We start from the raw sequence: 26,897 nt of genomic DNA on the forward strand, positions 1-26,897 counted from the left end.
CATCATCGGGATGTAGCTCAGCCTGGACGAGAGCGCGTGCTTGGGGTGCACGAGGCCGTCGGTTCGAATCCGGCCATCCCGACTCTCTTATCGCAGTCGTTTTTCCTGGGTGTGGCTCAATTTGGTAGAGCGCGCGGTTCGGGTCCGCGAGGTTGCAGGTTCAAATCCTGTCACCCAGATGTCTTTGGCTCCATAGCTCGGAGCCGCCATTTTCGCCCCCGTAGCTCAGTTGGAGCAGAGCGCTCGGTTCCGAACCGGGAGGCCGCAGGTTCGAGTCCTGCCGGGGGCATCTGTCTCGATGCGGAGTGGGACCGGACGTCCCACCGGGCCTCATAAGCCTGGGCCGCAGGGTTCGACTCCCTGCTCCGCAACTGTCTCAAGCCGTCCTGGCGTAGGTGGTCCGCGCGCCCGTCTGAAGAACGGGAGGACTGGGTTCGATTCCCGGGGTCGGCACTCGCAGCACCGTTTTGCCCCTGTAGCTCAGCTGGCAGCAGCACCGGTTTCGTAAACCGGGGGTCGTCGGTTCGATCCCGACCGGGGGCACTCCTCACCTTCTTCCCACTTCTCCTGCACGCCGAGCCAGCTGGAGACGGCACTGGTCCCACACACCAGGTCTGCTGGGTTCGATCCCCAGGGCGTGTACTGCAACAGGCTCCCCAACCCGTCCGCGTGGCCCAAACGGGAGAGGCGGCTGGCTCAAACCCAGCTCAGGTGCGAGTTCGACTCTCGCCGCGGACATATCCCCCAAGAAGGACACCCGAGTCATGGAGACGCTGGTCCTCAACCAGTCGTATGAGCCCGTGGCACGGATCTCCTGGCAGCGCGCGATGATGCTGCTGTGGCAGGGGAAGGTCGAGGTGGTCGAGGAGTACGATGACCGCCTCGTCCGCTCCGTCACCCTGGAGATCCGCATGCCCTCCGTCATCCGCTTCCTGCGCGGCGAGCGGCGCAAGGGGCGTGGCATCAAGTTCAGCCGCGACAACGTGTACATGCGCGATGGCTGCAAGTGCCAGTACTGCGGCCGGAAGGTGTCGCGCCCCGAGGCCACGTACGACCACGTGGTGCCCCGGGCCCAGGGTGGCCGCACGACCTGGGAGAACATCGTGATCGCGTGTGTCCCCTGCAACCAGAAGAAGGGGGGCCGCACGCCGGTGCAGGCGGGGCTCAAGCTGCTCTCCACGCCGGAGAAGCCGCGCAAGCTCCCCGGCTCGGTGCAGCTGACGTTCGCCTACGAGAAGGGCATGCCCATCTCCTGGCGCAAGTTCCTCCGTGACGTCGCGTACTGGCACACGGAGCTCGAGGAGTGAGCGGCGGGTAGACGGGGGCCTCCAGAGGGGGCTCCCGGGCCCCGCTCCGTGACGGGAGCGGGAAGATCGACTGACCGCTTCCCAACGGTGCCGCGGGACCGTGGGACGGGAGAGGACTTCCCGCTCCGCCCCTAGTGTCCCGCGCCCCGGTGTTCCCTTGCCGGGAGAGGAGTGGACACGCATGCGTGACTCGAAGCCCGGACGTTGGGTGGTGCTCGGCCTCAGCCTGCTCGCCTCGCCCTTGGGGGGCTGCGGGAATGACGATGACGGCAACGACACGGAGAAGGAGCGTATCGAGAAGGGGCTGACGCTCTCTCCCGTGCCCCTCAACCTGAACGGCAAGGACCGGGACCTGGTGGGCCTGGGCAGCTACATCGTCAACGCGCAGGCCGCCTGCAACGACTGCCACACCCACCCGCCCTTCTCCCCGGGCGGCGACCCGTTCAAGGGAGAGCCGGAGCGGATCAACTCGGAGCACTTCCTGGCGGGCGGCATGGCCTTCGGGCCCATCGTCTCGCCCAACATCACCCCGGATGCCTCGGGCAGGCCGGCGGGAGCGGACTTCGAGGAGTTCGAGCGCTACATGCGCACCGGCCGCGAGGAGAACGGTGGCCTCCTCCAGGTGATGCCCTGGCCCATCTACCGGAACATGAGCGACCGCGAGCTGCGCGCCATCTACGAGTACCTGCGCGCCATCCCCTCCGCCCAGCCCGGGCCCTGAGGGCAGGAAAGCGTCGGGTAAAGGGGCCGTAAACCGGGAAAAGTTGGGAACCCGTCATTGCGGCCCTCCGCTGACGCGGGGCGTAGTGAACCCACACGGGCGGAGGGCGCATGGATGCGCGCTCACACCATCCCCACAGGGAGGAAACCCATGGAGTGGCTCGAGTTCGATCGTTTGTCTCCGGAGGTGGAGCAGCTCCTGGCGGACCAGGCCGCGCGCCTGAGCGCCACGGTGCGGCCGCCCCCCTCCCCGAAGCAGGAGAGCGCCAGCGCCCGGGCCCGGCGGCTCGAGGCCCTGCTGCGTCAGTGCCCAGCCTCCAACCCCTGGGGGCACCCGGTCGCGGAGTGCTGAAACCCGCACGGGCGGCCAGGAACGGAAGGCCGGGGTCCACCACTGCGGTTCAGCACGTTAGAGTGCGGCCGCGCCCCCCGAGGCGTTCCAGACCATGGCCACCAGGAAGAGCGAGGACAACGAGAGGCTCATCGACCGGGACCTGACCGCGCTGGCGCGGGAGGGGAAGCTCCCTGCCGCGCACGGCGTGGACGGTCCGGTGATGGAGGTGCTGGGCCTCCTGTCGCGAGGGGGCAAGCACCCGTTGCTCTCCGGCGAACCGGGCGTGGGCAAGTCCGCCCTGGTGCAGGAGGTGGCTCGACGCATCATCGAGGGCCGCGTGGACGCGGAGCTCGCCAACGCGCGGATGGTGGAGGTGTCCGTCGCCAACATCCTGGCGCGCAGCACCCAGCGTCAGGCGGCGGAGACGTTCGAGGAGCTGCTGGCCTGGCTCAGCCGTCACCCCTGCCCCATCGTCTACATCCGGGATCTGCCCGCGGTCATCGGCGGGCCACTGGCGCCGGTGGCCTTCCGCGCCCTGCGCACGGGAGGCATCCGCTTCATCTTCGAGACCGAGCCCAAGCGCGTGCAGGAGCTGCTGCGCGCGGACGAGGCCTTCTCCGAGCGGCTCCACCTGGTGCCCCTCAACGAGCCGCCCGCCGAGCGGGCCCGGTGGATACTGGGCCGTGTGGCCGAGGAGCTGGAGCGCGAGCTGCACCTGCCCATTGATCCAGCGGCGTGCGACCTGACGCTGCGGCTGGCCTCCAAGTTCCTGCTGGCCCAGCGGCTGCCGCGCAAGGCGATTGAATTGCTCAAGGAGACGGCCGCGGAGGCCTCCGGAGGCGCCAAGGACCGCGTGGGTCCCGAGGACGTCCTCACCCGCTTCTGCGCCACCACCCGGCTGCCGCGCTTCGTCGTGGACGACGCGATGCCGCTGGACCTGGAGGAGACGGAGCGCTTCTTCGGCGAGCGGCTGCTCGGGCAGACGGACGCGGTGCAGGCGGTGCTGCGCTCGGTGGCGCTGCTCAAGGCGGGGTTGAACGATCCGCGCCGGCCGCTGGGCGTGTTCCTCTTCGCCGGCCCCACGGGCGTGGGCAAGACGCAGCTCGCGAAGCTGCTGGCCGAGTACCTCTTCGGCTCGCAGGACAGGCTCGTCCGGCTCAACATGGCGGACTTCCCCAACGACGGCGACGAGAGCGTGCCCTTTGGCGCCTCGTGGGCCCCGGCGGTGGAGACGAAGCGCGGCGAGCTGACGGCGCTGCTGGAGGGGAAGGTGTTCACCGTGCTGCTGCTCGACGAGTTCGAGAAGGCCGCGCGCAGTGTGCACGACCGCTTCCTGCAGCTCTTCGACGAGGGCACCTTCGTGAACGGGGCGGGGGAGACCATCTCCTGCAACAACACCGTCATCGTGGCCACGTCCAACGTGGGCGCCGAGGTGTACCGGGAGCCGTCCATCGGCTTCATGGGCTCGCGGCGTCCGGAGGAGCTCATCACCGAGGTGGACCGGCGCATCGCCGAGGCCTTCCGCCCCGAGTTCCTCAACCGTTTCGACGCCATCTGCCACTTCCAGCCGCTGTCGAAGGTGGAGATCCGCAAGATTGCCCAGCGCGAGGTGGGCCGGGTGCTGGAGCGCGAGGGTATCCGCGCGCGCGGGCTGGATGTGGAGGTGACACCGGCGGTGGTGGACCTGCTGGTGGACCGGGGCTACTCGCCGCAGTTCGGCGCGCGCTACCTGCAGCGGGAGATCGAGAAGACGCTGACGGCGGCGCTGGCGGTGGAGATCGCCCGCCGGCCGCTGCCGCCGGGAGCACCGGTGCGGGTGGAGACGCGGCCGGGTGGCAAGGTGGTGGCGGTGGCCGAGCTCTCGCCGCGTCCGCGGGAGGAGACGGCGCAGCTCGCGCTGCCCACGGAGAAGTCGGTGTCGGCGGTGAAGCGGCGGCTGGACAAGAAGTCGCTGCTCAACGAGATGGACCGGCTGGTGGGACGGGCGCGGGCGCTGGCGGTGTCGGCGAACCGGCCGAGGCTGGAGGAGCGGCGCGCGGAGCTGCTGGCGGAGACCCAGGCGCCCAACCTGTGGGACGACCCGCAGCGCGCGGCGTCGACGCTGAGGGCGTTCCGCTCGGTGGAGGCGCAGCTGAACGAGCTGGACCGGATGGAGGAGCGGACCACGTTCGCGCGGCGGCTGGTGCGCGAGGCGAAGGGCGAGGCGCAGCTGGCGTCGGCGGCGAAGCAGGTGGAGGAGGTCGCGCGCGAGGTGCAGATGGCCGAGGTGCTCGGGACGGCGGGGACGTCGGACCACGGCGACGAGGCGCTGATTGACATCTGCGCGAGCGAGACGGGCGAGGGACAGGACGCCTGGGTGCAGGAGCTGGCGACCATGTACCTGGGCTGGGCGGAGCGCCGCGGCTACGAGGCGATGGCGGTGGCGGAGGCGGAAGAGCCCTTCCGGGTGGTGGTGCGGATCGCCGGGCCCGGGGCGTACGGCTACCTGGCGGGCGAGGCGGGACTGCACCGGCGCATCGACGAGGAGAAGCGCCAGCGCGCGTACGTGCGGGTGCACCGGGGCGGACCGGTGGAGGAAGAGGAGAGCCTGGACGTGGAGGGCCGCGAGGTGAGGCGGCACGAGGGCACGTACCTGGCGCGGGTGAAGACGGAAGTGACGGTGAAGGACGAGACCACGGGCCGGATGATGACGCTGGCGGGCGCGGGCGAGCTGGGCGAGATGAAGGACATCGCCTCGCGGGTGGTGAAGGGCCAGGGCGGCAGCAACACGGCGGACGAGGCCCGGCGCTACCACCTGGGCCGTGGCGCCCGGGTGGAGGACCCGCGCACGGGTGCGGGCACGCCGCGCGTGAAGGACGTGCTGCGCGGCGAGCTGGACGTCTTCATCGCCGCGTGGATTTCCCGTCCGCCCACCTCGGGCCCCACGAGCGCCGCGAGCTGATTCAGGCTCGACGGATATCGACCTAGCGCTTCTTCACGCGTGGCGCCCATACCGGAACGAATAGCGCCGACACCTCGAGAACGGGAATGACACGCTTCTTGTCATCATCCTCGTACTCGATTTCGTAGGTATCAAGTGCTGGAGCGAGAACAGGCTGCTTGCGCTTCTGCAGCAGCCCCGTCGTTTCACCCGCGGTCTGCTCGAACAGCTTTCCGGGCTTACCAACCTTCCAGCAGACGACGGCATCGATGGCTTTGAAGAAGTGGTCGAGCGAGTTGCCTGCCGACACCTCGAACTTGAACTCGACTCGCGCGAGCGCTGTTTTCGGAACGAACAAACGCTGGGCATCGTGTGCCACGCTCGCGATCGCATCCACGCCGAGCCGTGCATTGTACTCGAGTACGTGCAGGGGCATCCGGTAACGCCCCGACAACAGTCCATACAAATAGAAGAGTTCCTGCTCGGAGCGGGGCGCCTTCATGGGGATTGACTCATCCGGGTCGAGCGCTGTCAGCCCCGCGACATCGGATGGGTCGAGCACGTCCCCCTTCTTCGGCTTGTCAAGCCAACTCCGTACATCTTCGCGGCGACGGTCCATCTGTTGGACCTCCCGGTCACGAAGCCCCGCATGGCGGGCAGAGCGCAACCGATCAATCCAATCCCCGAATGACTCCTCCTTCAATTTTTCGCGCAGCCACTCTGACAGATGCATGAGCAACTTCGGCTCATGCTCGGCGAAATTCGAGATGTCACCACGGTTGGCTGTCGGCAAGAATCGCTGATGATTCACGAAAACCTGCCAGTTCCGAAGGTTTCCGAGGTCATATCCAAGCCCATCTGGAGAGGCTTGCATCAATGCCTTTTCAAGAAGCTCGTTCTTCCGGACCACCGGAATGTAATCGCGGCACAACCAGAGCCCGAATCGCTCCTCGAAACCATACAGGCCCTGGTGGTTCTGCCAGCGCGCTTCGATGTAGACTTCGCGCTGGCGACGATTTCCTTCGACTCGCGCGATGATGCCGTAACCATCCTCGAGCATCCAATTGTTCGGGGTGGTCAGACGCAAGGCGGTCAGGTCATCCCTCGCACCGCGCTTGTTTGCGCCGGAGCTCTCATTGACATCGGCGAACCGATGTCCGAACACCCGGAGTTCCGGTCGCTGAGCAAACTGCTGCACGTCCTTTCCCCAAGCGGCGAGCAGTTCCTTATCGCGCTCGTACAGGTGCGAGTAGCTCGTTTCACCATTCACTCGCAGATCAACCCGAAGCGGCCGCAGGCTCACCTCTTGAGTACCAAGTCCTTCAACATGGCCCTGAGCAACGGCTTCGTGGAAGGAGAGGCGCGTTTCGAACAACCCGCTCCGCAGATCCCCAATGACAGTGAACCAATCAATGTACGACTCGAGACGACGGCGACGCAGGAGCATCTCCGCATCACCGAAAAGCACCTGCTCCACCCAGATCGCGGTTCCACTCTCCAGCTTCAAAAGGCCAAGCTCTCCAAGCTCTTTTGATTTCGGATCCGTCTGCTCCAGTGGGTGGACAGGAATTTCCGCGTCCGCTTCCAATTCTGAAGGGCGAGGAACAGAGCAGATGCGCCAGGCCGGCTCACCTTTACACCTCGTCACCACGGTCAGCCGCTCGCTCGCGAAAAAGAGCTTCGTGCCATGGCCTTTGTAGCCAATGGCCTGATTGGCCGTCGCCTTCCTGGACGCCCCGACGCCCCAGAAGGCGCCGAGCCGCTCATCGTTCATGCCCTCGCCATCGTCGATGAAGAGGATGCTCGGCTTCTCAGGGGTTGACTGGCGCCACGTCCGGATCCAAACCCGCCGCGCGCCGTGGTCCTTCGCATTCGAGAGTGCTTCACGGACGATCTCGAGCGCGTCGACTTTATTCTCGCGAAGCTCGCGAACGAGATTCCGATGGTCATGAATGCGCTTCACTTTCATAATCGACCCCTGAACGATGGGCTCCTTTCACCACATTCGGGACAGCGCGTCACGCATCCCCTACATCCCGAGGAAGGGTGCTTGCTTGGAGGGCTTACGGACCGGAAGAACACCTTCTCTACCCGGCCAATGAGCACGCCCTGGAGTCTGGTGGGCGTGGTGGTTGCCCTGGCCGTCCTCAGTGGCTGCCGCACCGTTCCCGTCCAGGTGTCTCCCCAGGCCCCCGAGCTGCGCTTCGGTGGCCGTGTGGACCATGGAGACCCGGGTGGCCCCCGTCTCTCCTGGGGTGGCACGTCCCTGACCGTGCGTTTCACCGGCACCTCCCTCGGGCTGCGCCTGCTCGATCTGCCCAAGGTCGAGGAGCTCGCCCCCAACCGCTTCCGCTTCAGCGTGGACGGTGCGCCCTTCCGTGACCTCTACGTCGGCGAGGGCCGCATGCTCTACCGCGTCGCCGAGGGTCTCCCCGCGGGCGAGCACCTGCTGCGCCTGGAGAAGGAGACCGAGCCCGTCGTCGGAGAGACCCAGCTCCTCGGGCTCGAGCTCGACCCGGGTGCCCGGCTGCTGCCCGCGCCTCCCGCCCCCACGCGCCGCATCGAGTTCGTCGGCGACTCGGGGCTCACCGGCTTCGGCATCGAGGGCAAGAACGAGTCGTGCAGCTTCAACGTGGAGACCCAGCGCAGCTCCCTCACCTGGCCCGCCCTCACCGCGCAGGCCCTCGGCGCCGAGGCCTCCATCGTCGCATTCTCCGGCAAGGGCGTGGCCGTCAACTACGCCAACGACCCCACTCCCACCCTGCCCCAGCTCTACCCGCGCACCCTCCCCCATCGCGAGGACAGCCGCTGGGACTTCTCCTCCTGGGTGCCCGACGCCGTGGTCATCCAGCTCGGCGCCAATGACTTCTGGAAGGAGCACCCCGGTGAGGAGCTCTTCCGCGATGCCTACCGTGCCCTCGTGGACGGCATCCGCGCCCGCTACCCCGGCGCCCACATCGTCTGCGTCCTGGGCTCCGGCATCACCGACACCCATCCCAAGGACGTCAAGGCGCGCAGACACGCCCGCGCCCTCATCTCCGGCGTCGTGGAGACCCTCCGTCAGTCCGGAGACTCCCGCGTCCACTTCGTCGAGGTGCCTCCCAATCCCGGGGACGAGGGGCTCGGCTGTCTCTGGCACCCCAGCCGGAAGACCCACCAGCGCACCGCCGAGCAGATGACGCCCTTCCTGCGCGATCTGCTTGGCTGGAAGTAGCCCCGGCCCTCACGGAGCCGGCGGCGCGGGCGGCACGGCCGGCGAGGAGCCCGGAGTCATCAGCGAGTCACACGTGGCGCCCGCCATCCACTGGCGCCTGCAGGCCTCGCGAATGAGCGGCTCGCGGAACTGCCAGAGCACCACGAAGACGATGACGAGACCGATGAGCAGCCACGTGCCCATCGAGCGAGGCTCCTCCTCGTCGTCCTCGCGCGCCGTCGCCAGGACCGATTGCAGCACGTCCGTCCGGTCCACCTTCGCGTTCTTCGGCAGCCTCGGCCGGCGGGTGATGAGCACCGCCAGGTCCCTCGTGAGCTTCAACCGGTCGTTCAGCGCCCAGCCCGAGCCCTCCAGCAGCAACGCCAGGTTGCGCTTGCGCAGCTTGAGCCACCCCAGCAACCCCGAGGGCAGCATCACCACGGCCGCCACGATCATCGCCGCCGAGAGGACATCGAACACCGTGAGCGACCGCACCTGCGTCACGATGAACGCCAGGGACGAGCCCACCGCCGCGAAGGCAATGCCCGTCGCCGCGATGAAGCCCCCCGGTCCCGCCGTGGGCGTCCCAGCGGCTGGAGCCGGTGCTCCCGGCGCCGCCAGCGTCCCCTGCGCGTAGCTCTTCTCCAACGACTCATCGAGCGACTTCTCCCCGGCCGCCGCCATCCCCTCGATCTTCTTGGAGATGAACTGGCCGATCCGCCCGAAGGGCATCGTCATCGCCTCCCACAGCGACACGGGCTGACGGATGACCTGTGTCACCACGGCGTCGAACTCGCGGCCCTCCACGTCGTAGAACACGCCGCGCTTGCCCACCGGCAGGCCATCGCTCCGCCCCCGCGTGACGGGCACCGCCACCTCGTAGCTCTCCCCGCCCTCCTTCGCCACCACCTGCACGTAGAGCGTACACGTGGTGCCCTGGCTCGTCAGCGCCGCGTGCGCCGCCCGGTTCGTCACCAGCACCGACAGCCTGTACCTCCGCCCTCCGAGGATGAGCGTCCCCCTCTCCATCAGCGCCCGCCGCTTCGTCTGGTACAGGTCCGGCATGCTGATGAAGTTGTTGGCGAACGTCAGCAGCCAGCGCTGGTAGAGGATCAACCGCTCCAGCTCGTCCACCGCGTCCAGCTTGTCCTTCAGCGCCAGGTCCGCCCGGCACGCCGCCTCCAGCGCCTCGAGCTGGGACTCGGCAATGGCCGCCAACCCGTCCACCAGTCCGCGCAACGGGCTCGTCTCCAGCCGGGCCTGCCACGCCAGGATGGCATCGGCTTTCGCGCACATGTCCCGCCACGCCACGTCCCCCAGCGTCGCCAGGTCCCCCGTGATCGGCACCGACACGTCCTTGCGGAACGCCTCGAGCCGCTCGAATGCCTGGCCCCGGTACAGCCGAGACCACCGCAGCGCCCCTCCAGGCTCCGGAGGCGCCACCGGCAGCTCCGACACCACCCGCGCCAGGGCCTGCGTGTCCCCCAGCGCGCCCTGCACCCGCCCGGGCTCCAGCTTGAGGCCCGCGACGGCCTCCGGCTGCGCCGCCACCAGCCGGCACTGCAGGTAGTACGTGTCCAGCAGCGGCCGGATCTCCTGGATGCGCCGCGCGTGCTCCACGCTCCGCTCGCCCCACGCCAGCACCGGCCCCTTCTGCGCCAGGTGCACCAGCAGCGCGCTCCGCTCCTCGCGGAAGCGCTGGAGCATGGCCGGGTCCACCCCCGCCTGCCCCGCCCGGTTCTTCACCTCCGGGAAGCAGGCCATGAGCTTCACCGCCAGCGAGCGCAACGGCTCGGGCAGGAAGGCCGGGGCGACGATCCCATCCCCGTTCTGCCCCGCCTCCCGCAGCGCCTTCTCGCTGGTGCGCACCTGCTCCAACGTGATGCGCGTCCGGTCCCCCGCCTTCAGCGTCTCCAGCAGGATGCCCGCCACGTCCCGCAGCTTCGTGCCCGCCTCGGAGAGCGCGTCCAGCGCGAGCACGTCACTCGCCGCGTCCGCCCCCTGGTAGGACTCGAGCATCTTCGCCGCGTACTCCACGGCGGCGCGCAGCTCGTACACGCGGATGCGCTTGTTCCCATCCGTGTCGACGAAGGTGAGGAAGCGCGGATCGCAGTGGAGTCCCTCGAGGGGGCAGGCCGTGGCCAGCCACTGGGTCTCCGGAATCTTCACGGCATCCACCAGCACTTCGAAGGACGGGATGGAGACCTGCAGCGAGCCGCCATACCGGCGGTACACGAGGGGGCGCGTCATGGCTGTCCACCAGAGCACAGCTGCCCGCCTGGTGGGGAAGCGGTTTCACTCCGGGGAGTGACTGTTCGCTCCCCTGCCTCCTCGCCCTCCCACCATGCCTCGACCTTCTTGCATCTCTCCCCCGCACGGGGCATGTCTCGGGGTGTGAGCCAAGAGCACCAGCAGACCGGGGCGGAAGGGGCGGGCGCGGCCCAGGGCGAGGGCTTCTTCAGCGCCTATTCGAACCAACAGCCTCGCCGCTCCAAGCGCATGCTGTTGCTGTACCCCGCCGCGGCGCTGTTCCTCTTCCTCGTCGGCAAGTGGTTCGTGGCCCTGCAGCCCGAGGCCACTCCCTACCGCGTGGAGACGGCCTGGGGCCTGCGGCAGGTGAACAAGGGCATGTCGCCGCAGGAGGTCTCCGGCATCCTCGGCCAGCCCACCAGCAAGGAGCGCCGCGGCACCCAGGAGTGCTACCAGTACGGGCGCCCCACCATCAAGGAGCCCTCCTTCGTCCTGCACGTCGTCTGCTACGAGGACGGCAAGCTCATGGAGGTCTCCCAGAAGCGCTACAACTCCTGGGTCGTCACGCAGGACATGGCCATCTCCCCCGCCCCGCTCGAGTACGAGCTCCAGGCCGAGGAGGAGACGCCCGCCACGCCGTCCCTCCCCAGCACGCCCGCCGTCGCCGGCCAGAAGCCGATGTAGCCGCTCGCGCGGCCCGCGTGCGGAGAGTCCTCCATTCTTCACCGGCCGTGCGATGATGGGGGGACATGCGCTGGCTCCCCTCGCTGCTCTTCTGGTCGTTCTTCGTGGCGAGCTCCGCCGTCCTCTTCTGCGTGGCGCTCGTCCTCTTCCTGGTGACGTGGCCCTTCGACCGCGACGGCCGCGTCCTGCACCTGTTCTCCTGCGGCTGGGCGCAGCTCTACTTCTGGGTGAACCCCGGCTGGCGGCTGCGCATCCAGGGCCGCGAGCGCCTGCCGTGGCACGGGCCCGCGGTGCTGGTGTCCAACCACCAGTCCGTGGGCGACATCCTCGTGCTCTTCGGCCTCTACCGGCCCTTCAAGTGGGTCTCCAAGGCCAGCAACTTCAAGCTGCCGTTCCTCGGCTGGAACATGTACCTCAACCGCTACGTGGGGCTGGTGCGCGGGGACAAGGACAGCATCGCGAGGATGATGGCCGCGTGCGAGCGCTGGCTGGAGCGGGGCGTGCCGGTGCTCATCTTCCCCGAGGGCACGCGCTCACCGGACAACCAGATGAAGCCCTTCAAGGACGGCGCCTTCCGGCTGGCCCACGCCAAGGGCTGCCCGCTCATCCCCATGGTGCTCACCGGCACGGGCGACACCCTGCCCAAGCACGGCTGGCTCATCCGCTTCCGCGCGGACTGCAAGGTGCGCGTCCTCGAGCCCGTGGACCCGCGCGCCTTCCCGGATGCCGCCGCGCTGCGCGACCACGTGTTCGGCCTCATGCAACAGGAGAAGGCCCGCCTCGAGTCCGGGGCCGCCGCACCGTGAAGGGCTAGAGCTCCCTGGGGAGCCGGCGCGCCACCTCGAGCAGCAGCACGCGCTGGCGCTCGTGGTCCACGTCGTAGACCGCGATCGCGTCATCCACCACCACCGAGGGCGCGGAGACCGGGTGCCCGGCCACCTTCACCGCCTCGGAGCGGCCTGGGTGCAGCCCCTCGGCGAGCGCCACGGCGACAGCATCCAGCTCCTCCCGGATGCGCCGGTACGTCTCCAGCGACAGGTGGGCGAGCTGATTCCACGCGGGTGGACTGATTTCGACGGTGTACACGGTGCGAGCGCCTGTGGATTTGCTCCTTCTATATTATTTGAGCACAAACAAGGCCAGTCCACTTCCCCAGAAGTCCAGCCCCCTGAAGGGCGGGTTCAGTGGTGAACGGTTCTCGCACCAGACGGTGGACAGAAGAAATTTCCACTCTCCTCCACGTGCGCGAGCACCCACACCCGGGGTGCCTCCCCCCCGGAGACGCCGTGACACCCACCGCCCCGAAGAGGGGGGGACCTGCCGGGTGAAGCGCACTCGCCTCCCGCATCATCTGGCAGCGGACGGACGAGGAACCGCTGCCCCCGTGTCCTGCTGAGCAGAAGGGAAGTAGCCGCCACAGCTTCGCGCCGCACTTCAAGGGAGGCGACGGACCTCCCGGACTGGAGCGTGCGCCATGCGTCTCGAGGCTCTTCGGGCACTCGCCTGCCTTCTCCTGCTGTGGGGCTGTACGGAGGTGGAGCAGCCCCCCACGAGCCCACCGCCGCGGCAAACGGAGGCAGCCGCGGTGCCCACCCGCTTCACGGACACGCTCGTCACCGACGGGCTCGACGCGGCGACCTCCATGGCCATCGCACCGGATGGGCGCCTCTTCGTCTGCGAGCAGGAGGGCCGGCTGCGGCTCATCCAGGACGGAAGGCTGCTGAGCGCGCCCTTCCTCACGGTGGACACGGACGACAGCGGGGAGCGGGGCCTGCTCGGCGTGGCGTTGGATCCAGACTTCCCCCGCCAGCCGTACGTGTATGTCTATTACACGGCCCTCACGCCCCAGGTGCACAACCGCGTCAGCCGCTTCACCGCGAATGGCAACCAGGCCGTGCCCGGCAGTGAGGCCATCCTGTTCGAGCTCCCGCCGCTGGGGGCCAACAACCACAACGGAGGCGCCCTCCACTTCGGGCCGGGCGGCAAGCTCTACGTGGCCGTGGGCGACAACACGCGCTCGGAGCAGGCGCCGAGGCTCGACTCGCTGCTGGGCAAGGTGCTGCGGCTGGAGAAGGACGGCACCCTCCCCACGGACAACCCCTTCTATTCGCGCACCCCGGGCAGCTTCCGGGCCATCTGGGCGCTCGGCCTGCGCAACCCCTACAGCCTCGCCGTGCAGCCGGGCACCGGCCGCATCTTCATCAACGACGTGGGGGCCACCCGGTGGGAGGAGCTCAACGAGGGCATCGCCGGCGCGAACTACGGCTGGCCGGACACCGAGGGCCCCACGACGGACGCGCGCTACCGCGCCCCGCTGTTCGCCTACCCGCACGGCTCGGGCACCGGCGCCGGCTGCGCCATCACCGCGGGCGTCTTCTACAACCCGGCCCAGCGCCAGTTCCCCCCGGAGTACACGGGGCGCTACTTCTTCTCCGACTACTGCAACGGGTGGATCCGCACGTATGACCCGGGGAGTGGCGCCGTCGCCGTCTTCGCCACGGGCCTGAGCGCGCCCGTGGACCTCGACGTGGGGCCGGACGGCAGCCTCTACTACCTGGACCGCGCGGAGGACGCGGTGCGCCGCATCCGCTACTCGGCGTCCAACGAGGCGCCCACCCTCACGAGCCCACCCGCGAGCCAGACGGTCCCCCCCGGCCAACCCGCCACCTTCACGGTGTCCGCCTCCGGCACGCAGCCGCTGCGCTACCAGTGGCTGCGCGAGGACACCGAGCTCGCGGGGCAGACCTCCCCGAGCCTCACGCTGCCCTCGGTGAGGCCGTCGGACTCGGGGGCCCACTTCCGGGTGCGGGTGTCCAACGACTTCGGCTCGGTGCTGAGCAACCCGGTCACCCTCACCGTGCGGAGCAACACCGCGCCCGTCGCCGCCTTCCTCCTGCCCGTGGACGGGACGCTCTACGGCGCGGGGAACACCCTCGCCTACGAGGGCCGGGGCACGGACGCCGAGGACGGAACACTGCCGGACAGCGCCTTCACCTGGCGCGTGGACTTCCACCATGACGGCCACCTGCACCCCTTCGTGCCGGCCACGCGCGGAGCGAGGAGTGGAAGGTTCACCGTGCCGGAGCGGGGCGAGACGGCCGCCAACGTGTGGTACCGCATCCACCTGCGGGTGGAGGACTCCGCCGGGGCCGTCCACGAGCTCTTCCGGGACGTGCGGCCGCGCAAGGTGAAGCTGCGGATGAACACCGAGCCCGCGGGGCTGCGGGTGACGCTCGACGGGCAACCCCAGCCGGCGCCGCTGGAGGTGGAGACGGTGGCGGGCGTGGTGCGCACCCTCGGGGCCGTCTCGCCCCAGGAGAAGGATGGGAAGACGTACGTCTTCGAGCGCTGGAGCCACGGGGGCGGGGCGAACCAGGAGGTCCGGCCCACGGTGGATTCGCGGTACACGGCGGTGTTCCGCGAGGAGCGCACCCCGGTCCACGGCCTGCGGGCGCAGTACTTCGACACGGCCGGCTTCCAGGACCTGAAGCTGGAGCGGGTGGACCCCACCGTGGACTTCCGCTGGGAGACCGGCTCACCGGACCCGGCCATGGACAGCAACACCTTCTCGGTGCGCTGGACGGGCAGCGTGGTGCCCCTGTACTCGGAGACGTACACCTTCCACACCCAGTCCAATGACGGCGTCCGCCTCTGGGTGGACGGCCAGCTGCTCATCGACGACTGGACGGTCCACTCCACCACGGAGAACCGCGGCACCGTCACGCTGCAGGCGGGCCGGGCCTACTCCCTCCAGCTGGAGTTCTTCGAGCAGACGGGCCTGGCCGTCATGCGGCTGCACTGGTCGAGCCCCAGCCAGCGCAAGCAGCTCATCCCCCCGGAGCAGTTGCGGCCAGCGGCTCCCTAGCCGCCTGTCGGCGAATCGGCCAGAGGTGCGGTAGCGCGTAGCAGGCGTCATATGGCATTGCAGCTCCTCAATCACAGACACCGGGCGACAAGCAGAGCCAGATTGAATTGGAGTGCAGGCGCCCAGAAACAAGGAGCATCCCGGCGGCGTGAACTGTCTGGATTGCATGGAGCACCCGGAATGCGTTAAATCCGTGAATCGTACAAATCCAGCGCTGCGGGTGGTGAAAACCTCTGCTATGGTGGGACATCAATACCGCGCACATGAGCCGCCTCGCCCTGCACCTCTTCGGAAGTCCGCTCCTGACGCTCGATGAGAAGCCGCAGGAGGTGGTGCGACGAAAGCTCATGGCCCTGCTCGCCTACATGGCGCTGTCGAACCGGCCGCATGGCCGCGGCGAGCTGGCCGCTTTGCTCTGGCCGGATCTGGATGGGCAGAAGGGTCTGGCCGTGCTGCGCAGCACGCTCTGGGAGGGCTGCCAGTTATTGGGCAAGGACTGGCTGGAGGCGGACCGGAAGACGGTGCGGCTCCGCCCCGGCGCCAGCCTCTGGGTGGATGTCGTCCGCTTCGAGCAACTCGTAGAGGAGGCCCGCTCCTCTTCCTCCCAGCAGGTGCCTCGCGCCACGGTGAGTGCCCTCCTCACCGAGGCGGCCGCCCTGTACCGCGGGCCCTTCCTCCAGGGCTTCTCCCTGCGGGACACCGAGACGTTCGACGAGTGGCGCGAGCTCCAGGCCGAGCGCCTGCGCACCCGGATGACGGAGATTCTGGAGCAGCTCATCCAACTTCAAATCGAGCAGGGGCAGCCCGCCCAGGCCATCGCCTGCGCGCAGCGGCTGCTGGCCCTCGAGCCCACCAACGAGTCGGCCCACCGGCACCTGATGAACCTCTACGCCCAGGGCGGCCAGCGCACCAAGGCCCTCGAGCAGTATGAGAGCTGTGCGCGTATTCTCTCCGAGCAGCTCGCGGTCAAGCCCCAGGAGGACACACGGCGGCTCCAGGAGGCCATCAGGGCAGGCTCCGTCCCCCTCAATGCACCGAGCGCAGCACCAGCACCCACGCCGTTGACCGTGCCCGCGGAACTCCCCTCCCCCACCACGGTCTTCATCGGGCGCGGCAGCGAGCTGGAGCTCATCTCGCAACGGCTGCAGTCCGCGGAGTGTCGGTTGCTGACCCTGGTGGGGCCCGGCGGCGTGGGCAAGACGAGCCTGGCGATCGAAGCCGCCCGCGCCTACGCCAGGCGCCATGGCGGTGGTGCCTGTCTGGTTTCCCTGGCCGGGGTGGACGCCCCCGGGCTGCTCGGCTCCGCCATCGCGGATGCCCTCGCGCTGCCCGCTTCGCCCTCCGATGCGCCCGAGGCCCTGGAGGCCCGCCTCTTCGAGTTCCTGTGCTCCCGCTCCTTGCTGCTCGTCCTGGATAACTTCGAGCACCTCCTCGAGGCGTCCCCGTGGGTGGCCCGCCTGCTGGCGCGCGCGCCCGCGCTCCGGCTGCTCGTCACCTCCCGGGAGCGGTTGAACCTGCGGGGTGAGTGGGAGCTGGCCTTGGAGGGCCTCTCCATCGATGGCACCGAGGCCGTGGAGCTCTTCGTCCGCTCCGCGACTCAGGCAGATGCCTCCTTCTCGCTGACACCTGCCGGCGCGGCCTGTGTCAAGCGGATCTGCCAGCGGCTCGGCGGCATGCCACTGGGCATCGAGCTGGCCGCCGCCTGGGTGCGGCTCATGCCGCTCGAGGAAATCGCCTCGCGCATCGAGGAGGATCTCGACTTTCTCTCCGGGCCGCGCGATGCCCCGGAGCGGCAGCGCGGCATGCGCGCCACCTTCGTGTACTCCTGGAAGCTGCTGTCCGATGGCGAGCAGGGGGCTCTTCGCCGGCTGAGCGTCTTCCGGAGTGGCTTCACCCAGACCGCTGCCCGCGAGGTGGCGGGCGCCTCCCTGGAGCTGCTCGCCGCGCTGATGCGCAAGTTCCTCGTGCGGCGCACCGAGTCCGGGCGCTATGTGCTGCACGAGCTCATCCGCCAGTATGCCGCCGAGCAACTCCATGCCGTGCCCGAAGAAGAGCTGCGCGCCCGCGATCTCCATGCCACCTGGTATGCCGTGCTCCTGCTGGAGTGTCAGCCGGCACTCCAGGGTCCATCCCCCCGGGCGACGCTCGGAAGGTTGGAGCCGGAGCTGGACAACTTTCGCGCCGCCTGGGCTCACGCCGTGGAGCATGGCCGCCTCGATGTAATCCAGCGGGCGCTCGACGGCTTCTGCCTCATCCACGCGCTGAGGGGCCACCGAGCGGAGGTCTCGGCGGCGCTGCGGCGGGCCATTGTCCGAGTGCGTGAGGAGACCGGATTCAGCGCTCCAGATGCCCGGGAGCCGCGCCTGCTGCTGGGCCGGCTGCTGGCACGGCTGGGGCGTTTGTGCCTCGAAGGCGAGACCCAGGGCGAGGCGGCGGGGCTGCTCGCGGAGAGCCAGGGCCTCTTGAGCGAGCTCGAGGTCCCGGAGGAACTGCGCTTCACCCTGGATGCCGCTGGAAGGCTCGCCGTCCTGCAGGGCAACCAGGCAGCGGCGCGCTGGTGCTTCCGCGGCAGCCTGGCCATCAGCAAGACGCTCGAGGACCGGCGCGGTGTAGCCCACGCGCTCAGCGAGTTGGCTGTGGTGGCCATGAGCGACGGAGACGCCGGGGCGGCCCGGCAGCTCCTGGAGAAGAGCCTGGACACCTTCCGTTCCCTGGAAGACGGGCGCGACGTGGCCACGGGCCTGGGCCGCCTGGGGTACCTGCTCGCGCAGGAGGGGGACCTGGAGGGCGCCAACCGCGCCTACCTGGACGGGCTGCGGCTCCTGGAGGAGTTGGATGAACCCCTGCGCACCGCGGAACTGCTCGGGAGCCGGGCCCGCGTGCTCTGCCTGCGCGATGACCTCGAGGAAGCGCGGCGTTGCTGTGAGCAGCAACTCGCCATGGGCCGCGCACTGGAGCACCCAGAGCTCCAGGCGCGTGCGCTCCACGGGCTGGGGCTCGTGGCCCACCGGCGCCAGGACGGCGCGGAGGCCCGGCGCCTCTTCGAGGAGAGCCTGGCGCTCTACCGCAAGCTCAATGCCCGCCAGGGCATCACCGAGTCGCTCATCTGCCTGGGACGCCTCGCCTCGGAGGCGGGTGCGCCCCAGCGTGCCCGCGGCCACCTCCACGCCGCGCTCGAGATGGGGATGGAGGTGGGCGCCACGTCCCAGGTGCTCGACGCCCTGGTGGGCTTGGCCGAGCTCCTCGCTCCGGTGGCTCAGCCTCCCCGGACACAGCGGGCCCTGCGGCTCATCGCCACTCATCCGGCCGCGGAGCGTTCCACCCGGGAGCGCGTGGCTCGTCTGCTCACCCCTGACCTGGCGTCCGGGTCCGCGCCGCGCCCTGGAGTCCCAGCTCCCGAATTGTCTACCCTCGTCGCCGACGTGCTGGCGACCGCGCCATGAGCCACTCCCTCCTGGCTTGAAGTCCTGCCCGGGTCCCCTCCATGATTGCCTTCCACGAACAGGTCCGGCTCTCCCTGGGTCTCTCGCGCCGGACCTCTCTTCGTTGCCAAGAAAGAGCCGATGTCTTTCAACGAGCTCGATGAACTCCTCGCGGACGATGCGCCCTCCGGCCTCAGCGCCGAGCAGCGCCCGCTCATCGTGGTGGTCGACGACGACGCCACCATGCGCAAGTCCCTCCAGGCCGTGCTGTCTCCCAACTACCGGGTCATCCTCGGCGCGTCCGCCCGGGAAGGGGTGGCCGCCGTGACCGAGGAGGTATGCGCCGTCATCCTCGACGTGAAGATGAAGGGCTACGACGGCTTCTGGGCCTGCAATGAGATCCGCAAGAGCCATCCGGAGCTCCCCATCATCTTCTACTCGGCCTACCAGGATCTGAAGGATCCCTACGACATCATCAATGAGCACCGGCCCTTCGGTTACATCACCAAGGACGGCTCCACCAGCCGGCTGCTGGAGGCGCTGGACATCGCCGTGCGGCTCCACAAGATGACCCTGGACAACAAGAAGCTGGTCGCCCGGCTGGAGCAGGAACTGAAGCGGCGGCGGGACCCCGCGCCCTCGCCAGCGCAGGAGCAGCCACCGCGGAAGAAGGGCCGCCCCACGAGCCGATGAGCGGGGCGCTGGCGAGGCTGCTGCTCCTGGTCCTGCTGGCCACCCTTTGCGCCGTGAGCCCCGCCCGGGCCCAGACGCCCCCCGGAGCGCTGCCCTTCGTGACGTATGGAGCGGAGGTGGGCTTCGGCCAGTGGCCGGTTCGCGACATCGCCCAGGACTCGCACGGCGTCCTCTGGGTGGGCACCGACGATGGCATCTACCTGTACGACGGCTACCGCTTCCGGCGCGCGGAGCATCAGGGGTTGCCGTCGACCCACATCTCCCGGTTGGTGGCCGGCACCAACGGCGACATGTGGTGCGGCACCCTGGATGGGTGGGCGCGGTGGCACGCGGGGAGGTGGACCCGGTATGGCGCCGCCCAGGGCGCGCCCGGCGCCTGGGGCGACCTGCGAGTGGACCCCACCGGGCTCGCCTGGGTGGCCTCGGACCAGGGGCTCTTCCAGGAACAGGAGGATGGGCGCTTCGCCCGCGTCCCCGGGTGGCCGGGCGGGGGGACCCGGTGGCTTTGGCTCGAGTCCAGCGGGGACGTGTACGCGGTCTCTCCGGGCGCGCTCCACCACCGCGATCCCGCGGGCCGCTGGCGTACCTGGGGCGAGGCGCAAGGGGTCCCGCGCGAGGGCCTCCTCCATGTGGCGCGCGACGGCTCGGGCCGGGTGTGGATCTGGGGCAGCTACGCCCTGTGGCGGTTGCTGCCGGGCGCCAGCGCGTTCGAGGCGGTCCCCGGTTTGGAGGCAAACCGCGCGCTGTGGGGCGCCATGCGAGATCGCCATGGCACGCTCTGGCTGACCTCGGACAAGGGATTGGTGGAGGTAGGCGAGGACGGCCGGCCGCGCGGCGTCACGGGCCCGCCGACGCAGCGGGTGTGGGCGGCCTTCGAGGATCGCCAGGGCTCGCTCTGGGTAGGCGGACTCGGGCTCTTCCGCCTGACGGGCGTCGGCCTGTGGCGCACGCACTCCGTACGGCAGGGGCTGCCCGCCCAGGAGGTGTGGGCCGTCCATCGGGATGCGAGTGGGCGGTTGTGGGCCGGCACGGGCAATGGGCTGGCCAGGGCCACGAACGAGGGCTGGGTGACGGTGGAGACGGTGCCGCCCAAGGCCGTGCGTGGCATCTTCCAGGAGCCCGGAGGTGGTGCCTTGTGGCTGAGCGGTGGCTGGTCCGAGCTCTTGCGCTACGAGCCACGCACGGGCCAGCTCGAGCGCTTCGGGCCGGAGCGGGGCCTGGGCGCAACCGTCACCCTGAAGGTGGTCCTGGATGGAGAAGGGACACTGTGGGTGGCGACGAACGCGGGGGCGTTCCGCGGCAAGCGGCACGGTGACGGGTGGCGCTTCGCCTCCGTCCTCCTGCCCGGCGGTCCCCCGAGCGAGGCCGTCTTCGACGTGCTGGTGGACGCACGCGGGCGGGTGTGGCTCGCGGGTCAGGCCGGGCTCGTCGTCGTCGAGCGCGACGTGATGCGGCGCTTCAAGGTGGCGGATGGCTTCCGCCGTGACTCCGCGAGCTATCTCCTGGCGCGTCGGGATGGACAACTCTGCGTCACCTATTTCCGGGTTGCGGGAGGCGTGAGTTGCTTCCGCTACGACGGAGACGGCCCGAGGGACTTCCTCCACCTGGATTCCACGACGGGGCTGGCGAGCGATCGCATCTACCAGCTCGGCGAGGACTCGGCGGGGAGGCTCTGGGTGGGGACGGGCAAGGGGGTGGACGTGTTCGGTCCGGAGGGCCGGGACCACTTCAACGTGGCCAACGGCATGCCAGGGGACGACACCAACGCGCGCGCCTTCTGGGTGGATGCCAACGGCGACGTCTGGGTGGGCACGAGCACCGGGCTGGGCCAGTTCCTGGCGCGACACTACACCGGGCCCCCACGGCCTCCCGATTCCGTGGTGGCCGCCGTCCGCGCGGGGGGGCTGGCGCAGGAGCGGGGGCCGCACGAAGTCCCCTACGCGCGCAACACGCTGGAAATGGAGGTGCGGGCGCACACCTTCCTCAACGAGCGGCAGGTCCAACACCAGGTGCGGCTGATGGGGCTCGAGCCGGAGTGGCGGGAGCTGGAGGGGCACCAGGCGCGCTACACCGCGCTCGCTCCCGGTGCGTACGTGTTCCAGGCCCGCTCCCGCCACGCGTCCGGGGAGTGGGGTCCCTCCGCGAGCTTCTCCTTCGTGGTGCTGCGCCCCTGGTGGCGCACCTGGTGGTTCTATGCCGGGTGTCTGCTGGGGCTGGGTGGACTCTTCTCCCTGGCCATCCATATCCGCGAGCGCGCCACGCGCCGCCAGCGCGCGCGACTGGAAGCGCTCGTCGCCCAGCGCACGCGCGAGCTGGAGCAGGCCCAGGCGCAGCTGGTGCAGATGGAGCGGGAGACCACCGAGCAGCAGATGGCGGGGGGCTTCGCGCACGAGATTCGCAATGCGCTGACGGGCGCGAAGATGCTGCTGGGCACGGTACTGAGCGTCGGCGGCGAGCCCGGCCGAAGCCTGTGCATGCGCAATGGCGCCCTGCTCAAGGACTTGTACGTGGGGCTGCGCGAGCACCTGCCGCCCGAGGCGCGGCCCCGCGTGGCCACCGTGCTCAAGGAGCTCAACGGGAACGAAGCCCGGATGGACCAGGTGATGCAGGACACGGACGAGGCGCTCAGCCGGGCGCTCTCGGTCACCCAGCTCATCCTGGAGTATGCGCGGCTCGGGCGGGAGCGGCCCAGCCCGGAGCCCACCCGGGTGGTGGACGTGCTCACGCCTCTGCTGGAGGAGTCTCGCGAGGACTTCGCGGCCCAGGCCATCACGCCGCACCAGGAGGGGAGCGGCGACTGCACGGTGGCCATCAAGCCCATCCACCTGTACTCGGTGCTGAAGAACCTCGTCCTCAACGCGCGCGACGCGCTGGTGGAGAAGAGCGGCCCGGGGGCGCGGGAGATTCGCATCACGTGGCGGGAGGAGCCGGAGTGGGCCGTGCTGCGCGTGGAGGACACGGGCACGGGCATGCCGGCCGAGGTGTGCGAGCGCATCTTCGAGCCCTTCTTCACCACCAAGCCGGATGAGGGCACGGGGCTGGGCCTGAGCGTCGTGCGCAAGCTGGTGAAGCTCTATGGCGGCACCATCCGCGTGGAGAGCGCGCCGGGCCGGGGGACGTGCTTCACCCTCACGCTGCCCCGGCCCGCCCCTCCCTCGCGGGTGCGCTCGGCGTAGAGCGTCACAAGAAAAAAGCGCAGGGGCGTTTCTTGTGACGGTACGCGTGACGATGGCGTGATGCAGTCCCGGTATATCCTGTTCAATAGGCGAGGCGTGTGGACGGCACACGTCCCTCCCGTGTTTGCCCAAGAAAGGCCTCTATATGTCGATGAAGTGGATGCGGCGGGCTGTTGGAATCTCCATGGCACTTTCGCTCGCGGGCGGCGGCACCGCCGCCGCGGAGCCGGAGCCGCCAGCCGTGGCTTCGGGTGCGCGCGGGCCCCAGGTCCGCAGGACCCTGGACGAATCGCTGCTCGAGGTGTCCGCCACCGTTCCCGGCTTCGGGGGCCTGTACCATGACGAGCAGGGCCGGCTGGTCATCCGCCTGATGCGGGACTTCGAGGGTCCCGCGGCCCAGCGCGCCATCGCCGCCGTGTTCGGCCCGGAGATGCTCCCCGCGGCCGGCGTCGTCTACGCCCCGGCCCGGTTCTCCTTCGCCAGCCTCAAGGCGCTCCAGGAGCGGGTCACTCCGGACGTCCTCTCCCATGTGGGCGTGGTGATGACCGACGTGGACGAGAAGGGCAACCGGGTGGTGGTCGGCGTCGAGAACCCGGAGGTGCGCCAGCGGATCCTCAAGCGGCTGGAGGCGCTGGGCGTACCGCAGGACATGGTGGAGGTGGTGGAGATGAGTCCCCTCCTGCCCACCAGCACCGTGCAGGCCGGCTGGCGCCCCATCACGGGCGGGCTGCAGATCGAGACCCCTGGCAAGTACTGCACCCTGGGGTTCCCGGCCCTGCGCGGCACCACGCTCGGTTTCGTCACCAACTCCCACTGCACCCAGACGCAGGGCGGAGTCGAGAACACCCAGGCCTACCAGCCCACCATGGCCACCTCGAACCTGGCGGGTACGGAGTTGGTGGATCCGCTCTACAGCTCCGGCGGCAGTTGCCCCGCGGGCCGCATCTGCCGCCGCAGCGACAGCGCCTTCTTCCGCGCCGACACCACCATCAACCCGCTCATCGCCGCGACTCCCGGCGCCTTCAATCTCAGCGTCTCGAGCTGGCTGTCGGTGCCCTCGAAGACCCTCTCCCTCGCCCAGGGGCAGACCGTCTTCAAGACGGGCCGCACCAGCGGCACCACCAGCGGCACCATCCAGTGGGCCTGCGCCACCATCAACTCCGGTGGCACCCCGCACACCTATTACTGCAACTACATCGCCACCAACTCCACGCAGAACGGCCAGGGCGGTGATAGCGGCTCCCCGGTGTATTTCCTCTCGGGCAGCAACGCCATCCTGGCGGGACTCATGTGGGGCGCGGGCTCCAACCCGTGGAACTTCGCGTTCAGCCCGCTCGCCGCCGTCCAGGACGAGCTCGGCATCATCCCGTACTGCCAGGGCAACACCGGCTGCTGAGTCCCGGTACGCATAAAACTGCACGGGGCGGCCATTGCCTCACCGCCCCGTACTGTGTCCGCGGAATGACGGAGGCGGTGGTGGCGCGGGTGGTGGACGCCCCCACTCCAATGTTCGCCAGCGCTTGCCTTCCAATCACGGGGTGATGGTGGATGGCACTCCCATGACGGCCGACGTGCGCCCGTGCAACGCCGAGGCCGAGGTGCGCTTCGCCCACAAGACGGGTCTCTCCTCGGGCTTGGGCGGCGGCGCCGGCATCGTCCGCGGCCTGCGGGGGAACGAGCGCCACTCCCTCATCGCCCTCACCTCCAACCTGGGCTACCGCTACACGGCTCGCTCGCTGTCCGAGCGCTCCCCCTCACCCTGCCTTGGCGCGGGCCTGTGCTACACCCAGCGCATTGCCACCCTGGGCCGCACGTGGGACGCCTGGCTGCGCGAGCGCCTCCAGCCGCCCCGCTGAGGGCCCATGACGAACGGCTGCAAGCACGGCTGGCATGAGGACGGCAGGCCGTGCTCCACGTCCCGCCCCGTGACCGCCGGGCTGGCCCCGCCGCTGACGGACGGAAGCCGGGAGGGAGCCGCGCGGGCCTCAATCACTGGCGCGGCTCCCCCTGTTTGAATGGGCGTGAGGCGGGTTGTCAGCCACCGCTCATTTGCCTGAGTTGTAGACCTGGTCGAAGATGCTCTTGATGGTCCCCAGGTTGCCGACCGCCAGGTGCGGCTCGCGGCCCACGGAGGCATACGGGCCGAGCGTCCCCAGCGTCTGGTCCACCACGGAGAGGTTGTTGGTGCCCTGGGCGCTGAAGCGCTGCGCGACGAAGTTCGTGGCCTGGCCCAGGGTGGCGCGCGAATACAGGCCCACGCCCCAGCCCAGGTCCTGCCTCATCCACGCCATGGCGAAGTAGCGGTACTTCGACGGCGTGTAGGCGCCATTGGAGGAATTGACGGCCACTTCCTCCCATACCCCGTCGAAGCGCAAGCCGAACAGCCGGTTCAGCACCGAGGCCTTGAAGTAGATGGCGGGCACGAAGGGCACGGGCGTCGGCTGACCCGCGCTGTCGTACACGCTCGTCATGAAGGGCTGGGACGCGCCGCTCCCGTTGATGAACAGGTAGCCGAGCTTCACCACCTCGTTGACGGGGGCGTAGGGGAGCGGGCCCACCTTGTGGTGTCCTTCCATGCGCAGCCCCGCGGCCCGCCCAGTCATACGGATAGACGCCAACATGGATTTCCCCCGTGCTGACGGGGTCCGCGTTGTTGAGGGCGTACAGCGGGGAGGCACGGCCGCAGATGTCGCCAGCCTCCTGGGGATTGAACCAGGTGGGCGCGGCGGCACCGTTGCAGCCACTCTGGCCCGCGGGCGCCGGGAAGAAGAGGGATGCCTGGATTTCTCGTCCGAGGTCCGTGGTATCGATCGTTTCCACGCCCAGCACGCGCAGCGAGTCGATGCTACCGCCGCGCCCGCCGCTGACGCTGACGCTGATGACAGGGTTGGAGACGGTACGCGCCGAGGCCAGGGCCGGTGCGAGCAGGAGCATCGCGAGCGCCAGGGGGTGACGGCCACGGGGGAAACGGAAATGCGGTGACATGCGGGGGCTCCTTCCGGGAGCACAGTGTGTTTGAAATCTTGTACATGCCCGCCATCACGGCTGCATCACACACGCCTGTGACGCCGCTGTGATGGTGCACCTCCAGCTTCCCCAGGAGTTTCACGGCGCACCCGAGCGACGAGCTTCAAGCCTCCGGTGCACCAGACAGCCGGGGGCTGGCGGATTCACCGTAGGAAGGGGTACCCGCCCGAGCCCTGCTGGCATCCGGCGTGACGCTGTGACAGGAACCGTCACGGCACAATCACAGACATCATCACAGCGCGATAACAGACATCGTCACAAGAAAAATCCAACCATTTGACATTGATTCAATGACCATCAGCCACTAGTTTTCGTCCTGCAGCCAACGCGCTGCGCTTCAATCCCATCCCATCGCCAGTACCATTTCAGGAGAGCTGAACATGAAGAAGACGCCTTTGTTTGTGTTTTTGATGGGCTTCGCCATGCTGACGAATGCCGGTTGTGGTCCGGGCTCCGAGCAGGAGGGTGTGGAGGGGGCGTCCGCTGCTCCCGTGGCGGCCGCTGCTCCCTCGGAGATTGGCCAGACCGATCAGGCCTTGTGCTCGGGCAGCGGCGGAATCGCGAGGACCGTTACGTTCGTCAACAGGCGGAGCCAGTCGATCGACCTCTACTACTACGGCACCAACTGCTGGCAGTACCTCGTCACGCAGTCCATTCCGCCGGGCGGTTCGTACACCGTCAACACCGCGGGTTACGTGTGGTGGAATTTCACCCAGGCGTACACGGACCTGTCCGTTGGCACCCACCAGGTTCCCAATGCGTACGGGCCCTACACCTGGTACGTCTTCTAGTAGAGCCTTGTTGCTGCGGAGGCCGCCTTGCGGTCTTCGCGGTGCAGGATGAGACGGTGGCGGTGGAGTCCGTCCGCACCGCCACCGCTCCGTCGTGAGTTGATTGCGTGCAAGCCCCCTTCGAGCCCTCATCCGTCGCGCCTATGGCTTCCGCAATCCCAAGGCACTCAGGGCGATGATACTGCTGTGCTGCGGGGGCATGGAGTTCACTCCGCCCCTGCCAGTAGCGGCGTAGTCCCTCGCGGTAGAAGCAGGCGACTGGGGACGAGCCCCGGAGCGCCGACAGATTCGACTGCCACCCGGCCAGCAGGGCAGCGGAGCCAGGCGCTCTGTCATGCAAAGCCGCGGCTTTCTGGCACCCCAGCTCGTGCCCCTGTCTCATTCATGCCTCGAGCTCTCGCGGGGACTTGCGTCCCATGACCATCGCTCGGCTCCGCACACCCGTGAACCCCAAATCCTCCCCATACGCACGGCCTCTGGTCCTCGGCCCTGCCCACTCGACGTACCGAAGACCC

Annotated in this window: 18 protein-coding genes and 7 tRNA genes; 21 read left to right on the forward strand and 4 right to left on the reverse strand. The window is 69.0% G+C overall.

Features of this window, described 5'->3' with window-relative positions; translation table 11 throughout:
• Window positions 1-6: 6 nt before the first annotated feature.
• The 11 genes from AC16DP_RS14365 to AC16DP_RS14415 all read left to right on the forward strand — a co-directional run bounded on the left by AC16DP_RS14365 (window position 7) and on the right by AC16DP_RS14415 (window position 5,302).
• Window positions 7-82, forward strand: a tRNA-Pro gene (locus AC16DP_RS14365).
• 23 nt (window positions 83-105) lie between these two features.
• Window positions 106-179: transfer RNA gene (locus tag AC16DP_RS14370), tRNA-Pro, on the forward strand.
• A 35-nt stretch (window positions 180-214) separates the two neighbouring features.
• Window positions 215-289, forward strand: a tRNA-Arg gene (locus AC16DP_RS14375).
• A gap of 10 nt (window positions 290-299) precedes the next feature.
• A tRNA-Met gene (locus tag AC16DP_RS14380) sits at window positions 300-371 on the forward strand.
• 9 nt (window positions 372-380) lie between these two features.
• Window positions 381-453, forward strand: a tRNA-Phe gene (locus AC16DP_RS14385).
• Between the two features lie 16 nt (window positions 454-469).
• Window positions 470-543: transfer RNA gene (locus tag AC16DP_RS14390), tRNA-Thr, on the forward strand.
• Window positions 544-663: 120 nt separating this feature from the next.
• Window positions 664-738 (forward strand) — tRNA-Leu (locus tag AC16DP_RS14395).
• 26 nt (window positions 739-764) lie between these two features.
• Window positions 765-1,307, forward strand: coding sequence for an HNH endonuclease (locus AC16DP_RS14400; RefSeq protein ID WP_043394176.1), 543 nt, complete (start codon window positions 765-767; stop codon window positions 1,305-1,307).
• A gap of 181 nt (window positions 1,308-1,488) precedes the next feature.
• The gene (locus AC16DP_RS14405; RefSeq protein WP_329729834.1) at window positions 1,489-2,028 is read left to right on the forward strand and encodes a c-type cytochrome; all 540 of its coding nucleotides are present in this window, start codon (window positions 1,489-1,491) and stop codon (window positions 2,026-2,028) included.
• Window positions 2,029-2,178: 150 nt separating this feature from the next.
• Complete coding sequence (locus AC16DP_RS14410) at window positions 2,179-2,379, forward strand: hypothetical protein (protein WP_329729833.1); 201 nt, start codon at window positions 2,179-2,181, stop codon at window positions 2,377-2,379.
• Window positions 2,380-2,473: 94 nt separating this feature from the next.
• A complete protein-coding gene (locus AC16DP_RS14415; protein WP_329729832.1) occupies window positions 2,474-5,302 on the forward strand; it encodes an AAA family ATPase in 2,829 nt (942 codons plus the stop codon).
• Window positions 5,303-5,324: 22 nt separating this feature from the next.
• Here the strand turns inward: AC16DP_RS14415 and AC16DP_RS14420 are convergent, their stop codons facing one another.
• Window positions 5,325-7,250 (reverse strand): ATP-binding protein, encoded by a 1,926-nt coding sequence (locus tag AC16DP_RS14420; protein ID WP_329729831.1) that lies wholly within the window; start codon window positions 7,248-7,250, stop codon window positions 5,325-5,327.
• A gap of 81 nt (window positions 7,251-7,331) precedes the next feature.
• Here AC16DP_RS14420 and AC16DP_RS14425 point away from each other — a divergent pair, with 81 nt between their 5' ends.
• Window positions 7,332-8,495 (forward strand): SGNH/GDSL hydrolase family protein, encoded by a 1,164-nt coding sequence (locus AC16DP_RS14425; protein WP_329729830.1) that lies wholly within the window; start codon window positions 7,332-7,334, stop codon window positions 8,493-8,495.
• 9 nt (window positions 8,496-8,504) lie between these two features.
• Here the strand turns inward: AC16DP_RS14425 and AC16DP_RS14430 are convergent, their stop codons facing one another.
• Window positions 8,505-10,724, reverse strand: coding sequence for a kinesin (locus AC16DP_RS14430; RefSeq protein WP_329729829.1), 2,220 nt, complete (start codon window positions 10,722-10,724; stop codon window positions 8,505-8,507).
• Between the two features lie 144 nt (window positions 10,725-10,868).
• Here AC16DP_RS14430 and AC16DP_RS14435 point away from each other — a divergent pair, with 144 nt between their 5' ends.
• Together AC16DP_RS14435 and AC16DP_RS14440 are read left to right on the forward strand one after the other, a co-directional pair.
• Entirely contained in the window at window positions 10,869-11,408 is a 540-nt protein-coding gene (locus AC16DP_RS14435) for a hypothetical protein (protein WP_329729828.1), read from the forward strand.
• A 65-nt stretch (window positions 11,409-11,473) separates the two neighbouring features.
• Window positions 11,474-12,214, forward strand: a complete 741-nt coding sequence (locus AC16DP_RS14440) for a lysophospholipid acyltransferase family protein (protein WP_329729827.1) — start codon at window positions 11,474-11,476, stop codon at window positions 12,212-12,214.
• A gap of 4 nt (window positions 12,215-12,218) precedes the next feature.
• Here AC16DP_RS14440 and AC16DP_RS14445 read toward each other — a convergent pair whose 3' ends face one another.
• Complete coding sequence (locus AC16DP_RS14445; RefSeq protein WP_329729826.1) at window positions 12,219-12,494, reverse strand: type II toxin-antitoxin system RelE family toxin; 276 nt, start codon at window positions 12,492-12,494, stop codon at window positions 12,219-12,221.
• 388 nt (window positions 12,495-12,882) lie between these two features.
• Between AC16DP_RS14445 and AC16DP_RS14450 the strand changes: the two genes are divergently transcribed.
• The 6 genes from AC16DP_RS14450 to AC16DP_RS14475 all read left to right on the forward strand — a co-directional run bounded on the left by AC16DP_RS14450 (window position 12,883) and on the right by AC16DP_RS14475 (window position 24,420).
• Window positions 12,883-15,273, forward strand: a complete 2,391-nt coding sequence (locus AC16DP_RS14450; RefSeq protein WP_329729825.1) for a PQQ-dependent sugar dehydrogenase — start codon at window positions 12,883-12,885, stop codon at window positions 15,271-15,273.
• A 263-nt stretch (window positions 15,274-15,536) separates the two neighbouring features.
• Window positions 15,537-18,716, forward strand: coding sequence for an ATP-binding protein (locus tag AC16DP_RS14455; RefSeq protein ID WP_329729824.1), 3,180 nt, complete (start codon window positions 15,537-15,539; stop codon window positions 18,714-18,716).
• Between the two features lie 120 nt (window positions 18,717-18,836).
• Complete coding sequence (locus AC16DP_RS14460; protein ID WP_329729823.1) at window positions 18,837-19,388, forward strand: response regulator; 552 nt, start codon at window positions 18,837-18,839, stop codon at window positions 19,386-19,388.
• On the forward strand, window positions 19,385-22,564 hold the full coding sequence (locus tag AC16DP_RS14465; RefSeq protein ID WP_329729822.1) for a sensor histidine kinase: 3,180 nt from the start codon (window positions 19,385-19,387) through the stop codon (window positions 22,562-22,564). The genes AC16DP_RS14460 and AC16DP_RS14465 overlap by 4 nt, the downstream gene beginning before the upstream one ends.
• Before the next feature lie 184 nt (window positions 22,565-22,748).
• Complete coding sequence (locus tag AC16DP_RS14470; protein ID WP_329729821.1) at window positions 22,749-23,960, forward strand: chymotrypsin family serine protease; 1,212 nt, start codon at window positions 22,749-22,751, stop codon at window positions 23,958-23,960.
• A 163-nt stretch (window positions 23,961-24,123) separates the two neighbouring features.
• Window positions 24,124-24,420 (forward strand): hypothetical protein, encoded by a 297-nt coding sequence (locus AC16DP_RS14475; protein WP_329729820.1) that lies wholly within the window; start codon window positions 24,124-24,126, stop codon window positions 24,418-24,420.
• Between the two features lie 189 nt (window positions 24,421-24,609).
• Here AC16DP_RS14475 and AC16DP_RS14480 read toward each other — a convergent pair whose 3' ends face one another.
• Window positions 24,610-25,167: a hypothetical protein gene (locus tag AC16DP_RS14480; RefSeq protein WP_329729819.1), complete on the reverse strand. Its 558-nt coding sequence runs from the start codon at window positions 25,165-25,167 to the stop codon at window positions 24,610-24,612.
• An 804-nt stretch (window positions 25,168-25,971) separates the two neighbouring features.
• Between AC16DP_RS14480 and AC16DP_RS14485 the strand changes: the two genes are divergently transcribed.
• The gene (locus AC16DP_RS14485) at window positions 25,972-26,382 is read left to right on the forward strand and encodes a hypothetical protein (RefSeq protein WP_329729818.1); all 411 of its coding nucleotides are present in this window, start codon (window positions 25,972-25,974) and stop codon (window positions 26,380-26,382) included.
• Window positions 26,383-26,897 lie beyond the last annotated feature (515 nt).

The organism is Archangium sp. (genome assembly GCF_057119385.1).

What these genes read in the sequence shown, in the direction of transcription:
- AC16DP_RS14400 (WP_043394176.1), top strand. Translation starts at nt 765, where the DNA reads ATGGAGACGCTGGTCCTCAACCAGTCGTATGAGCCCGTGGCACGGATC.
- AC16DP_RS14455 (WP_329729824.1), top strand. Translation starts at nt 15,537, where the DNA reads ATGAGCCGCCTCGCCCTGCACCTCTTCGGAAGTCCGCTCCTGACGCTC.
- AC16DP_RS14480 (WP_329729819.1), bottom strand. Translation starts at nt 25,167, where the DNA reads ATGACTGGGCGGGCCGCGGGGCTGCGCATGGAAGGACACCACAAGGTG.
- AC16DP_RS14415 (WP_329729832.1), top strand. Translation starts at nt 2,474, where the DNA reads ATGGCCACCAGGAAGAGCGAGGACAACGAGAGGCTCATCGACCGGGAC.
- AC16DP_RS14475 (WP_329729820.1), top strand. Translation starts at nt 24,124, where the DNA reads ATGACGGCCGACGTGCGCCCGTGCAACGCCGAGGCCGAGGTGCGCTTC.
- AC16DP_RS14440 (WP_329729827.1), top strand. Translation starts at nt 11,474, where the DNA reads ATGCGCTGGCTCCCCTCGCTGCTCTTCTGGTCGTTCTTCGTGGCGAGC.
- AC16DP_RS14450 (WP_329729825.1), top strand. Translation starts at nt 12,883, where the DNA reads ATGCGTCTCGAGGCTCTTCGGGCACTCGCCTGCCTTCTCCTGCTGTGG.
- AC16DP_RS14485 (WP_329729818.1), top strand. Translation starts at nt 25,972, where the DNA reads ATGAAGAAGACGCCTTTGTTTGTGTTTTTGATGGGCTTCGCCATGCTG.
- AC16DP_RS14465 (WP_329729822.1), top strand. Translation starts at nt 19,385, where the DNA reads ATGAGCGGGGCGCTGGCGAGGCTGCTGCTCCTGGTCCTGCTGGCCACC.
- AC16DP_RS14405 (WP_329729834.1), top strand. Translation starts at nt 1,489, where the DNA reads ATGCGTGACTCGAAGCCCGGACGTTGGGTGGTGCTCGGCCTCAGCCTG.
- AC16DP_RS14470 (WP_329729821.1), top strand. Translation starts at nt 22,749, where the DNA reads ATGGCACTTTCGCTCGCGGGCGGCGGCACCGCCGCCGCGGAGCCGGAG.
- AC16DP_RS14410 (WP_329729833.1), top strand. Translation starts at nt 2,179, where the DNA reads ATGGAGTGGCTCGAGTTCGATCGTTTGTCTCCGGAGGTGGAGCAGCTC.
- AC16DP_RS14460 (WP_329729823.1), top strand. Translation starts at nt 18,837, where the DNA reads ATGTCTTTCAACGAGCTCGATGAACTCCTCGCGGACGATGCGCCCTCC.
- AC16DP_RS14420 (WP_329729831.1), bottom strand. Translation starts at nt 7,250, where the DNA reads ATGAAAGTGAAGCGCATTCATGACCATCGGAATCTCGTTCGCGAGCTT.
- AC16DP_RS14430 (WP_329729829.1), bottom strand. Translation starts at nt 10,724, where the DNA reads ATGACGCGCCCCCTCGTGTACCGCCGGTATGGCGGCTCGCTGCAGGTC.